Here is a 13,892-nt window from a genome sequence, read left to right on the forward strand (position 1 = left end):
GGCGGGAATTGGCGTCGGAGGGCGGGCGGACCGCGTGAATCAGGGATGTTCCGGGCCGCGCGGGCACGCCGATGGTGGGCGTATGACTTCCGCATCCGTGGCGAGCACGTGGACCTACGACGACTTCACCCGCGGCGCCCTCGACCCGGCCCGCTGGCGGGTCATGGAGATGACGGGGGCCGGGGGCGTACGGCACGAGTACCGGGACGACAACGCCCGGGTCCGCACCGGGGACGGGCGGCTGACGCTGACCGTGAACCCGTTCACCCGTTTCCACGACACCGACCCGCGGCGCAACAACGCCAAGCAGATGTACCGGTCGGTGCGGCGGTTCGACGTGCCGGCCGGGGGGCGGCTGGCGTTCGAGGTGGAGATGGCGGTGCGGACCTACGGGCAGGTGCCGTACGACCTGCTCGACGCCTTCGGCACCGTCAACCTCTTCGATCTGGGGACCGGCGTCGTCATCAACGCCGCCGCCACCAACGACACGGTGTACGCGGTCGTGGAGCGGCTGGTGATCCCCGGGGTGAGCCGCCCCGAGGACCACTACATCCACCGCGTCGTCATGGACGTGCCCACGGAACCGGGGCAGGCGCACCGCTACGCGGTCGGCTACCGGGCCGGGAGCTCCGAGGTGGAGTGGTACGTCGACGGGCGGCTGGCCTACTGGGCGCGGGTGCCGGTGCCGGTGGCCGGCTTCCACGCGGGGATGGCCCTCTTCTCGGCCCGCGACCTCGCCCGCTACTCCCGCGCGGAGCGGGAGCGCGGGCAGGGCGCGACCGGGTGGTGGGGCCCGTGGCGGATCACGGCGAGCGACCGCTGAACGCGGGCGCGGGGATGCCGTCGACCCCCGGGGGCCGGGGACAGCCGGTGCCCTGACCGTACCCCGGTCCCGGGCCGCGGGCTCATCCCGTGTTCACGGTATTTCCTCCGGCTGCGGGCGCGGGGGTACGGCCACGGGTCCTGGCGGCCGCGCCGCCGGGCCGGGCCCGCCCGCCGGGTGGCGGCGGATCGCCAGCGCCGTCACCGCGTACGCGACCAGCCCCACCGCCGTCGCCGTGACCGCCACCCCGGTGCCGTCCGAGACGGCCAGCGCCGCGCCGCCGCCGGCGCCGGCCAGCGCGACGCCCACGTAGAGCCCGCTGGTGTTGAGCGCCACCGCCTCCGTGCCCGCCTCGCCCGCGAGTTGCAGGATCCGGGTGTTCGTCGGCGGTGTGAAGCTCCACGCCGCGCAGCCCCACACCGCCAGGTTGAGCGCCACCAGCCACACCGGCGCCGACCGGCCCGTCGCCCCGGTCACGGCCAGCAGCGCGGTCGCGGCCACGACGCCGGCGACCGACGCGCGCAGCGTACGGTCCGGGCCCCAGCGGTCCGTCAGCAGCGCGCCCGCGCCGGTGCCCACCGCCCCGGCGACGCCGACCACGGCGATGAACAGCGCCAGCACCCCGCCGCCGCGGCCGGTGAGGTCCCGGGTCAGGGGCGCGACGTAGGTGTAGACCATCAGGCCGCTGCCGGCGCAGACCACGGTGCCGGCGGCGCAGAGCAGGACCGCCGGGCGGCCCAGGATCCGCAACTGCCCCCGTACGCCGAGCTGCGGCGCCCCGGCCAGCCGGGGCAGCGCCGCGGCGGACGCCGCCGCGACCAGCGCGGTGGCCACGGCGACCGCCACGAACGTCGACCGCCAGCCGAAGGCGTCGCCGAGCAGCGTGCCCGCGGGCACGGCGGTGAAGAGGGAGAGCGTGAGCCCCGCCGCGACCGTGCCGATGGCCCGGCCCATCCGCTCGGGCGCCGCCAGCCGGGCCGCCGCGGCGAAGGCCGCGGGGGAGACGGTGGCGGCGATCAGCGCGGTCAGCACGCGGGCGGCCATGAGGGTCGCGTAGTTCGGGGCCAGCGCGGTGGCGGTGTTGGCCACGGCGAAGGCCGAAAGGCCGCCGACGATCAGGGCCTTGCGGGGCAGCCGCGCGGTGGCCACGGCCAGCACGGGCGCGGCCACCGCGAAGGTGACGGAGAAGACCGTCACCAACTGCCCGGCGGCGGCCTCGCTCACGTCGAGGTCGGCGGCGATGTCGGGGAGCACGCCCGCGATGACGAAGTCGTCCGTGCCGATGACGAAGGTGGCGAACATCAGGCACAGCAGCCATCCCGCGCCCCGCGCCTGCGGAGAGGAACTCACCTTGGAAGCCATGGCCGCAGCTAACGCCGGGGTGGCGGGGCACTTCCAGGGCGTTTCGACGCCATTCGGAGAAACCCCGCGGCGGACGGGGGCGCGCGGTGCTGCGGCCGCGGTAGCCGGGTGCTGTGGCCGCAGACGTCACCGGCCGCGGCTACCACCGCGGCAGTAGCGGAAACCGGCCGCGTCTGGAGGACGCCCGGGCCCCCGGCCGGTTCGTACGCTGTCGCCGCCAACCGCCGTGCGACCGAAGGGGTCCCCGATGTCCGTACGTCACCTGTCCACCGCCGCCGCGACCGCCGTGCTCGCCGTCCTCTTCTCCGCGGCGCCGGCGGCCGCGCGGGTCGCGGTCGCGGCCGAGAGCGACGACGGCCAGGGGCGTGGCCCGGCCACGGCCGCGGCGGCCCTGGCGCTGGTCGGCGTGGTCCTCGGCGGGCTCGCGCTGGCGCGCAAGCTGGGCGCGGGACCGCGGTGGCCGCTGGTATCCGTGGTGGCGTCGGTGGCCGGCGTCGTCATCGGCGCGGTGGCGCTCGCCGGCTCCGACGGCGTCGGCTCGGGCTCCGGCCGGGGCGGCGCGATCGTGGCCCTGGTGCTCGGCGTCGCCGGACTGGCCCTCGGCGGCCTGGCGCTGGCCCGCGCCCGCCGCGCGGTGTCGGCGTAGCGCGCCTGCGGCTGCGCCACCGGACGCGTACGCCGGCGCGGCCCCCGTCCGTCGGGCCCGTGCGCGACGGCCACGCTGCGCAGGGGCGCCGGGCACCCGCCGCCTCACCGTACGGATGGTCCACTTCCCGCCCCGCGCCGGAACAGGAGGCACCGCCATGGCCGCGACCGCCCCTCAGCCCTCGTCCCCGCCGTCTCCGCCGTCCCCACTGACGGCGTGGCTGGCCGCGCGACCGGTGTGGCTCGTCGCGGTCCTGGCCGCCCTCGCCGCCGCGGCGGTGGCGGAGTCGTTCACGCTCCTCGCCCGCGGTGCGGGCGTCGAGATGGTCGCGGCCGGGGTCGGGGAGGACGAGGCCACGGCCATTGCGGTGGGCGCCGTCGCGCGGAGCGTCGTGCTGTGGTCGCTCGGCGGCATCGTCCTGGCGGTGCTCCTGGAACGCCTCGCCCGGCGCGCGGTACGCGGTGCCGGCCGCCCGGCGCGGGTCTTCGCGGTGTGCGCGGGGACGTTCACGATCCTGTCCCTCGCGGGCCCCGGCTTCGCGCCGCACACGGCCGACAGCACCCAGGCCGTACTGGCCTGTACGCACCTGCTGGCCGGCGCCGTCGTCATCCCGGTCGTCGCGCGCCGGCTCGCCTGCCTCTGATCCTCTGACGCGGCGTCGGGCGGCGGGCCCCCGGCCACCCCTTCTTTGACATGTACTGCAAGAGGAGTACCGCGGCCGCGGTAGTGCGGCCCGCGGAGTGCCTGCGTCTGTACGTCGACTCCGGTGATCCCCGTCCCGAGGATGAGGGGTGCACCGCACGAGACCCGAGGAGACGATGATGCCCACCGAGACCGCCCGCCCGGACGGCGCCCTGGCGAGGCTGGCCCGGTTCTGTCACCGGCGCCGCCGCCTGGTCCTGCTGGCCTGGATCGTCGGCGTGATCGCCGTGGCGGCCGCCGGCTTCGGCCTCGCGGCCGACCCCGACAACGACTTCTCCGGCGGGGATTCGGGGTCGGCCAGGGCGCAGGCCCTGATGGAGAAGCACTTCCCCGAGGAGCAGGGCGACACCCTGACCCTCGCGATCAAGGCGGACGCGGGCGTCGACGACCCGGCCGTGCGGCAGAAGGTGGAGCAGGTCGTCGCCGACCTCGCCGACTCGCCGGTCACCGGGCCCGTGACGTCGCCGTACGACGACGACCAACTGGTCACCGAGGACCGCCGCATCGCCCGTACGACCATCCCGCTCACCGACAAGGAGGCGACGAAGGACGACGTCAAGCCGCTGGTGACGACCGTCAAGGACGCCTCGGGCGACGGCGTGCTGCTGGGGCTCGGCGGCGACAAGGCGGAGAAGGCCGAGACGCCGAAGCAGGGCCCGGCCGAGAGCGTCGGCGTGCTGGCCGCCGCGGTCATCCTCTTCATCTCCTTCGGCTCGCTGGTGGCGATGGGGCTGCCGATCGTCACCGCGCTGATGGCGATCCTCGGCGGCATCGCCCTCATGAAGATCGTCGGGCACGTCGTCCCCTCGCCCGACTTCACCGTCCTGGTCTCCGCGCTCATCGGGCTCGGCGTGGGCATCGACTACGCGCTGTTCATCGTGACCCGCTACAAGGAGAGGCTGCAGAACGGCGAGAGCCCCGAGGACGCCACCGTCGGCGCCCTCACCACCGCGGGCCGCGCCGTGCTCTTCGCCGGCACCACCGTCGTGATCGCGCTGCTCGGCCTGGTCACCATGGGCCAGCGGCTGATGACCGGGGTGGCCGTCGCCGCGTCCCTGACGGTGCTGGTGACGATGGTCGCCGCGGTGACCCTGCTGCCGGCGTTCCTCGGCTTCACCGGGCACCGGATCAACTCGCTGCGGCTGCCCCGCCGTACGGCCCGGGGCGCCGGCTCCGACGCCCCCGAGCGCCGCACCCCCGCGGAGCGCTGGGCCGGCGTGGTGCAGCGCCGGCCGCTGGTCGCCGCGGTGCTGGCCGTCGCGGGGCTGCTGGTGCTCGCCGCACCGGCGCTGTCGATGCGGCTCAGCCTGCCGGACGCGAGCGTCCAGCCGCGCGACCGGAGCAGCTACACCTCGTACGAGATCGTCTCCGAGGGCTTCGGCCCCGGCTACGGCGCACCGCTGATCTTCGCCGCCGAGGTCGACGCCGCGGGCGGCGACCTGGCTCCCGCCGTCGCGGCGGTCGACGGCACGCCGGGCATCGCGCAGGTGACGCAGCCGCGGGTGAGCGAGGACGGCGAGGCCGCCACCTTCATGGCGTTCCCGGAGACCGGCTACCAGGACGAGAAGACCGCGGACCTGGTGGACGAACTCCGCGACGACGTGCTGCCGAAGGCACCCGGCGGCGAGGCCGTCCAGGTCGGCGGCCCGAACGCCGGGGCGATCGACTTCGCGGAGGAGACGAGTTCGCGGCTGCCGTTCATGATCGCGGTCGTGATCGTGCTGTCGCTGGTGCTGCTGGTCGCGCTGGTGCGGTCGGTGACGATCGCCCTCCAGGCCGCCGTGATGAACCTGCTGTCGATCGGCGCCGCGTACGGCGTGCTGGTCGCGGTGGTGCAGTGGGGGTGGCTGGGCTCCGCCCTCGGATTCCCGACCGACATGCCCATCACGACCTGGGTGCCGATGATGATGTTCCCGGTGCTCTTCGGCCTGTCGATGGACTACGAGGTCTTCCTGATCTCGCGGGTCCGCGAGGAGTACGAGCGCACCGGCGACACCAGGACGGCCGTCACCCGCGGGCTGGCGCGGACCGCCAAGGTCATCACCGCCGCCGCGGCCATCATGATCGCCGTCTTCACCACCTCGCTCCTCGGCCACGACGTGTCCGTCAAGCAGATCGGCCTGGGCATGGCCGTCGCGGTGTTCATCGACGCCACCGTCGTCCGGATGGTGCTCGTGCCCGCGGTGATGGAGCTGTGCGGCAAGACCAACTGGTGGATGCCCGGCCGCCGGGCACCCGAGACGACCTCGGCACCCCCGGCCGAGGTCGGGGAAGAGGCCAGGGTCTGACCTTTTCCCGATACGTCGGGCGGGGAATCCCACAACCGGGGTTCCCCGCTTCGGCATGGCGTATTTCAGGTAATTCCGTACGCCTTTTTCCCGTTGAATTGGCGCGTGGTCAAAGGCAAGTAAAGGGTGCGCCATATTATGGAAAAGAAAGCAACTCCCCCGATTTTGCCGCCAAGTCGGCACCAAGTGCAGCCCAAGCCAACAGGTTGAAAATCAAGTGGAACACGAGTCGAGAGGAGAGCACTGTAACGGTTGAGCAAGTCCCGGGATATACCTGGATAGTCGGGGGCAATATGACTACGTGGTCGAAGAAGGTGACGAAGAAGCCGGAGACGATACCCGGTGACGCCGGAGCGCACGGGCGTCCGCAGCCGGGGCCGGTGCACGCCGAGGCGAACGAACAGTTTCTGAGCGAGCTGCTCGGCGCCGATCTGGACGACGAGTTGCGCGGTCTGGCGGCAGCGGCGGGTGAGAACGGCAGGTTACTCGCCGAACTGGCGTACGGGCTGGTGGACGAGGGTCTGGTGACCCTGGACGAAGGAACGGTCCGGCTCCTGGAGTCGCGGACCCCGCGCTGTGTGCCGGCGTTCGTGAAGCTGGCGCTCGGCGAGCTGAGCCCCGGTTGCCAGGAGTTGCTGAAGATCGCCGCCCTGCAGGGGCGGTCCTTCCTCCTCGAGGATGTCTCCCGGATGCTGAACCGTCCGCTCGCCACCCTGCTCGCACCGCTGGACGAGGCGATGTCCGCGGGCTTCGTGGCGGCTACGGAGCGTCAATTCGTATTCCGTAGCGACTTCTTGAGGCGCGGCGCGGTCGCCGCCATTCCCGCCCCCGCGCGCGGTGCGTTGCAGCGCGAGGCAATGCACCATTCCGGCAGGAGTGCGGAGGAAACAGACCGAAGAACCTGGGCGCCCGGGTATCCGGCTCAGCGGTTCGCCGTGGTAGCGGAGGGCGACGGCGGCCCCTATTCACGGGCACACGGGCTGATCATGAAAGGAAAGGTGGCCGTCGGGACGGATCTCGCACAACGCACCCTGGCCGCCCCCGGAATTACCGCCGCGGCTCGGCTCGACGCCGAGGCGTCGGCCCTCCTCGGCGGCCTGCTGCTGGGCCGCGAGGAGGAGGCCGGGACCCGGGCCCGGGAGATCCTCCAGGCGCGGACGGACGAGCCGGAGGACATCGCCGCGCTGATGGCGCTGACGGCGCTGTCCCACCTGAGCTGGCGGGCCGGCGAACTGGCCGAGGGCATCAGGCTGGGCCGGGCCGCGGTCCGGTACTGCGGCGGAGCCGACCCCCTGTGGCGGCTGCACTTCCGCCTCGAACTGGCCGCCAAGCTCACCGACCTGCGCGAGTACGACGAGGCCGAGGCGCTGGTCGACGAGGGAGAGGCGGGCCTGTACGCGCTCTCCTCGGACGTCTGGCACGCGGCGCCGGCCGCGCTGCGCGCCCGGCTGTTCCTGGCCTCGGGCCGGTTCCGGGACGCCCGCAGGCACGCGGAGCTGGTCACCGCGGCGACGGAGCAGAACGCCGTCCCCGCGCTCCTGCCCTTCGCGTACGCGGTCCTGGCCGCCGTGTCGCTCTACACCGGCGACCTGCCCACGGCGACCGACCACCTGGAGCGGGCCCGCGCGGACCCCGCGTACGAGCGGGACGTGCGGCGCTCGCCGCGGTTCGCCTGGACGGACGTGCGGGTCGCCGTGAGAAGGGAGGGGCCCCGCGCGGGCGTCGCCCTGCTGTCCGGCGCGTACGACCGCCTCCCGGCGGAGCGCCGGCTGTACGTCGAGGACCCGGCCGCCGCCGCGTTCCTCGTCCGGCTCGCGCTCGACACCGACGAAGACGGCCTCAGGCGCACGGTGCTCGACACCGTCAACGGCCTCGCCGGGGACAACCCCGGCATCTCCGTCGTCGGCCTCAGCGCGCTGCACGCCAACGCGGTCGCCGAGCGCGACGCCTCCGGGCTCGCGCACATCGTCGCGCAGTCGCCCGACCCCATCTCCATCGCCCTGGCCACCGAGGAACTCGCCAGGCTGCACGCGGGGCAGGCCCCGGCGCGCCGGCCGCGGGCCCTGCCGGCCGCGCTCGACGCCACGGCGGTGGTCGCCGACGGCACCGCCGGGCACCAGCACGGCTCCTGCTGGGTCGTGCTGTCCGACATGGAACGGCGCATCGCGTACCTGGTCAGCGTCGGGATGACGAACCGGCAGATCGCCCGGCGCGTCCATCTCTCGGCGCACACGGTCAACTACCACCTGCGGAAGATCTACAAGAAGCTGGGCATCGGCACGCGTGTCGAACTCGCCCGCGAGGCCGCCACCTACTCGGGTGCCGCGGCGATCTACTCCCTCACCGACGACAGGCGCGGCTCCGGGCCCGCGGCGGCGAGCTGACGGGAGGCGGCCGGGCCCTCGGGCGCGGCCGCCTCGTGCGCCAGGAACTGCTTGGTCAGCTCGACCCGGCTGTTGATGTCGAGCTTGGCGAAGACCCGCCGCAGATGGCTGTCGACGGTGTGCGGCGACAGGAACAGCTCGCCCGCCGCCTCCCTGTTGGTCCTGCCGTCGACGACGGCCCGCACCACGCGCAGCTCCGCGCCCGTCAGGCTCTCCCAACCCGACTTGGGCTTCTGCGCGCCCAGCGCGGCGCGCGCGTGCGGCACGCCGAGCCGGCGCAGCTTGCGCTGCACCCGGGCCGTGTCGCGCTGCGCGCCGCACTCCAGATACAGGTCCGCCGCCGCCGCGAGGAACCGCGCGGCGCCGTCCCCGGCCCCGTTCCCGCGGGCCGCGTCCTCCAGCGCGCCGGCGGCCGCCAGCGGCCGGCCGGCGAGCCGGTACAGCTCGGCGGCGCGCCGGAGCGCCTCCAGGTCGTCGTGGAGTACGCCGTCCGCGTGCGCGGCACCGGCGGCCAGGGACGTCACCTCCGGGTTGGCCGCGGCCAGCCGCCGGGCGAACCCGGCCGCCTGCGCGGCCTCTTCGCCGAACCCGGTCTGCCCGGCCAGCCGTACGAGCGTCGCCGCGGCCGTCGGCGCCTCGGCGAACAGCAGCGGCTCCGGCGCGGCCCCCTGCTCGGCGTCGAGCAGCGAGCGCACCGTCATCGCCGCCCGCCCGCTGGCCGCGTGGAACTGCGCCAGCGCCCAGTCCAGCCGCGGCTTCACGGCCGCCGCGGCGGCGCCCGCGGGCCGCTCCGCCATCCGCAACTGCTGGCTGGCGGTGGCGAGATCGCCGCAGTGCATGCTGATGCGTGCCAGTACGAGCCGCGCGGGCAGCAGGTCCTCAGGCGGCGTCCGGTCGGCGAGACCCAGCGCCGTCCCGGCCTCGGCCCGTGCCTCCTCCAAACGCCCGGCGGCGGCCAGCAGTTCGGCGCGGTGGCCGTGCCACAGGCCCGCGGCCCACGGCCCGCCGTGGCGTCCGGCCTCCTGCCGTACGGCGTCGCAGACGGCGGCCGCCTCCTCGAAGGCGTCGGCGGCGACGAGTGCGCGCACCAGCCAGGTCCACAGCGGGCGGGCGCACACCTCGCAGTGCGCCCCGGACGGCCGCCCGGCGGCGGGAGCCGGGGGCGGGGCCACCGCCCGCGCCGGGTCCGCGGAAAGGCCGGCCGCTTCGGTCAGGTCAGGAACGTCGACACCGGCGCGTACGGCCAGCTCCGCGAGCCGCGCGGTCTCCGCGGTGCGCCCCGCGCCGGCGAGCAGCCGCAGGGCGCGCGCGAGGGTGCGCGGCGCCGCGCCGGAGCGGTCCGCCAGCGCCGCCACCGCGGCGGCCACCGGGGCCGTACAGCCGCACCCGGGGCGCTGCTGCGCGGCGGGGGAGTCCTCCGGCGGTACGGGGTACGGCTGTTCGCGGCGCGCCTCTACGGCCTCCGGGGCACTGTCCGGCACCGGGGCGGCCGCCGGGAGCGCCGCCGCGGCCGGCTCCGGCCGCCGGAAGTCCGGATGCCGCAGCGCCTGGGCGATCACCCCGTGCGCGAACGCCAGCTCCTCCCCGTGCCGGTGCAGCAGCCCGGCCCGTACGGCCTCGTCCACCCCCGCCACCGGAGCCTCCGCCGCGCCCCCGCGCGCGCCCAGCGCCGCCGCGGCCTGCGCGGCGGTGAACTCCGCGCCGACGCCCGCGCCGGCCACCAGCAGCCGCCCCGCCGCCGCCGGCAGCTCGTCGAGCAGCCCGCGGACGGCGCCGAGCACGTCGCCGGGAAGCTGCTCGCCCAGCGCCGCCGCCGTACCGTCCACGAACACCACCCGGCCCGCGGTGACCAGCGCGTCGAAGACGCTCGCCAGCAGCCACGGGTTGCCCCCGCAGCGGGCCGCCCAGTCGAGCACGGAGGAGTCCGGCTTGGCGCCCAGCAGCCCCGTGCACAGCTCCGCCACCGCCTCGTTGTCCAGCGCCCCGAGGTGCAGCCGGGCCGCGGCCCCGTCGATCAGCCGGTCGACGGCGTGCTGCGCGAGCGTCCGCGCCGCCACCGACCGCCGCGTCAGCAGCCACAGCACCGGCGAGTCCGCGAGCGACTGCACCAGCCCCCGCAGCGCGAGCCCGCCCAGGTCGTCCACCAGGTGCACGTCGTCCAGCAGGACGACGACCGGGTGCCGGCGCGCCGCGATCTCCACCAGCTCGCCGACCTGGTCCATCAGCCGGAACGGGTTGCCGTCGGGACGTACCAGGTCGTCCACGTCCACGTCGGCGGAGAGCACCCGCCGCAGGTAGTTCAGTAACAGGTGCACGGGCAGCGGCTGCCCTGCCCCACCGGCTACGCCCTCATTGGCGGGGGTGCCCCCGTTGGCGGGGGCGGCCCCACTGGCGGCGGTGCCCCCGTTCGCCCCGGCCCGCCCGGACACCACGGTCAGCCCGCGCTCCGCGCCCTCCCGCGCGGTCGCCTGGAGCAGCCGGCTCCTGCCGATGCCCAGCGGTCCTTCGACGACGACGCAGCCGCCGGCGCCCCGCGCCGCGGCGTCCAGATGGCCGCCCAGCACGGACAGCGTGCCCTCACGCCCTACGAGTGGTGCCATGATCGCTCCCGCGGTGCCGTGGAGAATCCTCGAACACGAGCCATGAGCCTTGCTTTTATGGTCATCGAGCGGCAATGGCGGGTCAATGAAATCCGCCCCGACAACTCGGGTAGCTCCTACTACCCGTACGGGTAGTGGGCCGGGCCGCGTAACGGGATTACTTTTTGGTCATCCCGATTACGGTGCATTCGCAGCGCCCCCGATACGTACAGCAATACATTCCTCGCCGACCAAGGGGTCCGTATGTCCGCAACCGCCGAGATGGACGAGCTGTACTCGGTCATCGAGCACTCCGCCCGGACGCTCGGCGTGCCGTGCGCCCCCGCCACGGTGCGCCCGGTCCTCGCCGCGTACGCGGACGCCTTCGGGCACGACGCGGCCGTCGTCGCCTTCCGCGTCGCGACCGGCCTGCGGCACACCGGCGAACTCGACTGCCGCTTCACCACCCACCCCGGGCAGCGCGACCCGTACGCCGCCGCGCTCGCCGCCGGCCTCACCGCGCCCACCGACCACCCCGTGGGCGCCGTGCTCGCCCAACTGCACGGGCGCTGCCCGGTCGACAGCCACGGCGTCGACTTCGGCGTCGTCGGCGGCTTCAAGAAGGTCTACGCCTTCTTCACCCCCGACGATCTCCAGGACGTCGCGAAGTTCGCCGACCTGCCCGCCATGCCGCCCGCCCTGGCCGCGCACGCCGGCTTCCTCGCCCGCCACGGCCTCGCCGACCGCGTGGGCGTCGTCGGCGTCGACTACCGCCACCGCACCCTGAACGTGTACTTCAACGACGTGCCCGCGCGCCTCTTCGAACCGGAGGCCATCACCGCGGTCCTCCGCGAGCTGGGCATGGCGCAGCCGAGCACGCACATGCTCAGGCTGGGGCGGGAGGCGTTCGGCCTCTACGTCACCCTCGGCTGGGACTCACCGCGCGTCGAGCGGATCTGCTACGCCGTGACCACCCCCGACCTGGCCGCGCTGCCGGTCCGGGTGGAGCCGGAGATCGAGCGGTTCGTGCGCGGCGTCCCGGCCGGCGACGGCGACCGCAAGTTCGTCTACGGCGTCGCCGTGGCGCCCGGGGGCGAGTACTACAAGCTGGAGTCGCACTACCGCTGGAAGGCCGGGACGATGGACTTCATCTGAGCGCCCGGCCGCACCCCGCGCGGCCCGTCACCGGCCGCGCGGGGTCACCAGGCCCGACTCGTAGGCGATGACGACCAGTTGGGCGCGGTCGCGCGCGTGCAGCTTGAACATCGCCCGGTTGATGTGGGTCTTCGCGGTCAGCGGGCTGATCACCATGCGGTCGGCGATCTGGTCGTTGGAGAGGCCCTGCGCGGCCAGCGCGACGGATTCCCGCTCCCGGTTGGTCAGCTCCTCCAGACCCCGGACGGCCGACGGGTCCAGGGGCGGCTGGGACACGTACTTGTTGATCAGCCTGCGGGTGATCGACGGCGCCAGCAGCGCGTCGCCGCGGGCGGCCACGCGCACGGCGTGCAGCAGGTCCTCCGGCAGGATGTCCTTGACCAGGAACCCGGCCGCGCCGGCCCGCAGCGCGTTGAACACGTTCTCGTCCAGGCCGTAGTTGGTCAGGATCACCACGTGGATCTGGGCGAGCGCCGGGTCCGCGGCGATCCGCCGGGTCGTCTCGATGCCGTCCATCACCGGCATCGACAGGTCCACCAGCGCGAGGTCCGGCAGGTGCTCCCGCGCCAGCGCGAGACCCTCCTTGCCGTCGCCCGCCTCCGCCACCACCTCGATGTCGTCCTCGGCGTCGAGCAGCGCGCGGAACCCGCTGCGCAGCAGCGGCTGGTCGTCGAGCATCAGCACACGGATCACGGGATTCTCGCCACGGGTAGTTCGGCCTGGACGGTGAAGCCGCCCTCGGTGCGCGGCTCGGCGCGCAGGCTGCCGCCGAGGGCGGCGACGCGCTCGCGCATCCCCAGCAGGCCGACGCCGGGCTTGGGGGCGGTGCCCGGCCGGGCCGTCCCGTCGTCGTCGATACGGATGGCGAGGGCGTCCGGGCGGTAGGAGATGCGGATCGAGGCGGTGGAGGCCGCGGCGTGCCGGGCGGTGTTGGTCAGCGACTCCTGCACGATCCGGTAGGCGGTACGGCCCACCGCCTCGGGCACCTCGTGCCGCTGCCCCTCGATGGTGAGCGTCGTGCGCAGCCCTATCCCATGGGTGCGCTCCACCAGCTCCGGCACCCGGTCCAGCCCGTGCGCCGGGGCCTGTTCCTCCTCGTCGCGCAGCGTCTCCAGCGTCGCGCGCAGCTCCCGGGTCGCCTCCCGGCCCGCCTCCTGGATGGCGAGCAGCGACTCGGGGACGTCCTCGCCGCGCTTGCGGGCCAGATGGACGGCGACCTCGGACTGCACCTTGATGATGGAGATCTGGTGGGTGAGCGAGTCGTGCAGCTCCCGCGCTATGTGCAGCCGTTCCTCGCTGGCGCGCAGCCGCGCGGTCTCCTCGCGGGTGCGCTCGGCCTCGTCCGCGCGCCGGGTGGCCTGCCGCAGCGCCTCGCCCGCGGCGCCCGCGGCGACCAGCCAGGCGAGTTCGAGCACGCCGCGGGCCTGCGCGTACGCGTCGCCCGCGCCGTCGCCGGGGTAGGCCATCACGGCGTACGGGAGGCTGAGCACCAGCCCGACGCTCACCCCGACCGTGACGATCCGGTGCCCGGAGCGCACGGCGGCGTAGACGGCGAACAGGTAGGCCACGGCGGGCACGTCGAAGCCCGCGGCGTTGTAGCCCACCACGCACAGCGCGGTGACGGCAAGGATCGGCACGGGGGCACGGGCGCTGCCGGCCAGTGCGAGGCCGCTGGTCACCAGCAGCCCGTAGCCGAGCAGGTCGAGCTTCGTGGCGGCATGGTCCCCGGAGAGCGCGGTGATCAGGAGCACGGCCGCCACGCAGACCGCGATCACCATGCTTCTCGCCCGGGCCCAGACCTTGGACAGCCGGGCGCTCATACCGAGCACCATAACGGCAGTTCCCGGCATCCGAGTACTGCTTGCGGAGGACTGTCGGACTACCGCGGACACAGTAGTTTGCCGGGCGGTACGGCGGCCGCGGCACCCGGCGAATTCCCGCGGGCCATAAAAC

Annotated in this window: 10 protein-coding genes; 6 read left to right on the plus strand and 4 right to left on the minus strand. The window is 74.5% G+C overall.

Annotated elements, in window-relative coordinates:
* Positions 1-82 precede the first annotated feature (82 nt).
* Entirely contained in the window at positions 83-823 is a 741-nt protein-coding gene (locus tag ACFYVJ_RS27300) for a DUF6081 family protein (RefSeq protein WP_388896621.1), read from the plus strand.
* Positions 824-916: 93 nt separating this feature from the next.
* On the opposite strand, the gene ACFYVJ_RS27305 is transcribed toward ACFYVJ_RS27300, so the two are convergent.
* Positions 917-2,185 (minus strand): MFS transporter, encoded by a 1,269-nt coding sequence (locus tag ACFYVJ_RS27305; protein WP_388896624.1) that lies wholly within the window; start codon positions 2,183-2,185, stop codon positions 917-919.
* Between the two features lie 247 nt (positions 2,186-2,432).
* Here ACFYVJ_RS27305 and ACFYVJ_RS27310 point away from each other — a divergent pair, with 247 nt between their 5' ends.
* From ACFYVJ_RS27310 to ACFYVJ_RS27325, 4 genes are all read left to right on the plus strand, one after another.
* Complete coding sequence (locus tag ACFYVJ_RS27310) at positions 2,433-2,831, plus strand: DUF6223 family protein (protein WP_388896626.1); 399 nt, start codon at positions 2,433-2,435, stop codon at positions 2,829-2,831.
* A gap of 157 nt (positions 2,832-2,988) precedes the next feature.
* Complete coding sequence (locus tag ACFYVJ_RS27315; RefSeq protein WP_388896629.1) at positions 2,989-3,474, plus strand: DUF6069 family protein; 486 nt, start codon at positions 2,989-2,991, stop codon at positions 3,472-3,474.
* A 148-nt stretch (positions 3,475-3,622) separates the two neighbouring features.
* Entirely contained in the window at positions 3,623-5,821 is a 2,199-nt protein-coding gene (locus tag ACFYVJ_RS27320) for an MMPL family transporter (protein WP_388896631.1), read from the plus strand.
* Between the two features lie 293 nt (positions 5,822-6,114).
* On the plus strand, positions 6,115-8,205 hold the full coding sequence (locus ACFYVJ_RS27325; protein ID WP_388896634.1) for a LuxR C-terminal-related transcriptional regulator: 2,091 nt from the start codon (positions 6,115-6,117) through the stop codon (positions 8,203-8,205).
* On the opposite strand, the gene ACFYVJ_RS27330 is transcribed toward ACFYVJ_RS27325, so the two are convergent.
* On the minus strand, positions 8,154-10,805 hold the full coding sequence (locus ACFYVJ_RS27330; RefSeq protein WP_388896637.1) for an AAA family ATPase: 2,652 nt from the start codon (positions 10,803-10,805) through the stop codon (positions 8,154-8,156). The two genes, ACFYVJ_RS27325 and ACFYVJ_RS27330, sit on opposite strands and share 52 nt — an antisense overlap.
* Positions 10,806-11,048: 243 nt before the next feature.
* On the opposite strand from ACFYVJ_RS27330, the gene ACFYVJ_RS27335 reads away from it, so the two are divergent.
* The gene (locus tag ACFYVJ_RS27335) at positions 11,049-11,939 is read left to right on the plus strand and encodes an aromatic prenyltransferase (RefSeq protein WP_388896640.1); all 891 of its coding nucleotides are present in this window, start codon (positions 11,049-11,051) and stop codon (positions 11,937-11,939) included.
* Between the two features lie 27 nt (positions 11,940-11,966).
* On the opposite strand, the gene ACFYVJ_RS27340 is transcribed toward ACFYVJ_RS27335, so the two are convergent.
* Positions 11,967-12,632 (minus strand): response regulator, encoded by a 666-nt coding sequence (locus ACFYVJ_RS27340; protein ID WP_388896643.1) that lies wholly within the window; start codon positions 12,630-12,632, stop codon positions 11,967-11,969.
* Positions 12,629-13,759, minus strand: a complete 1,131-nt coding sequence (locus tag ACFYVJ_RS27345) for a sensor histidine kinase (protein WP_388896648.1) — start codon at positions 13,757-13,759, stop codon at positions 12,629-12,631. The genes ACFYVJ_RS27340 and ACFYVJ_RS27345 overlap by 4 nt, the downstream gene beginning before the upstream one ends.
* Between the last annotated feature and the right edge of the window lie 133 nt (positions 13,760-13,892).

The sequence above is a fragment of the Streptomyces sp. NPDC004134 genome (assembly GCF_042874195.1).
Lineage (GTDB): Bacteria > Actinomycetota > Actinomycetes > Streptomycetales > Streptomycetaceae > Streptomyces.

Bases quoted from the DNA above. Each gene is read 5' to 3' on its own strand.
- ACFYVJ_RS27300 (WP_388896621.1), top strand. From the start codon at position 83: ATGACTTCCGCATCCGTGGCGAGCACGTGGACCTACGACGACTTCACC.
- ACFYVJ_RS27305 (WP_388896624.1), bottom strand. From the start codon at position 2,185: ATGGCTTCCAAGGTGAGTTCCTCTCCGCAGGCGCGGGGCGCGGGATGG.
- ACFYVJ_RS27310 (WP_388896626.1), top strand. From the start codon at position 2,433: ATGTCCGTACGTCACCTGTCCACCGCCGCCGCGACCGCCGTGCTCGCC.
- ACFYVJ_RS27315 (WP_388896629.1), top strand. From the start codon at position 2,989: ATGGCCGCGACCGCCCCTCAGCCCTCGTCCCCGCCGTCTCCGCCGTCC.
- ACFYVJ_RS27325 (WP_388896634.1), top strand. From the start codon at position 6,115: ATGACTACGTGGTCGAAGAAGGTGACGAAGAAGCCGGAGACGATACCC.
- ACFYVJ_RS27330 (WP_388896637.1), bottom strand. From the start codon at position 10,805: ATGGCACCACTCGTAGGGCGTGAGGGCACGCTGTCCGTGCTGGGCGGC.
- ACFYVJ_RS27335 (WP_388896640.1), top strand. From the start codon at position 11,049: ATGTCCGCAACCGCCGAGATGGACGAGCTGTACTCGGTCATCGAGCAC.
- ACFYVJ_RS27345 (WP_388896648.1), bottom strand. From the start codon at position 13,759: ATGAGCGCCCGGCTGTCCAAGGTCTGGGCCCGGGCGAGAAGCATGGTG.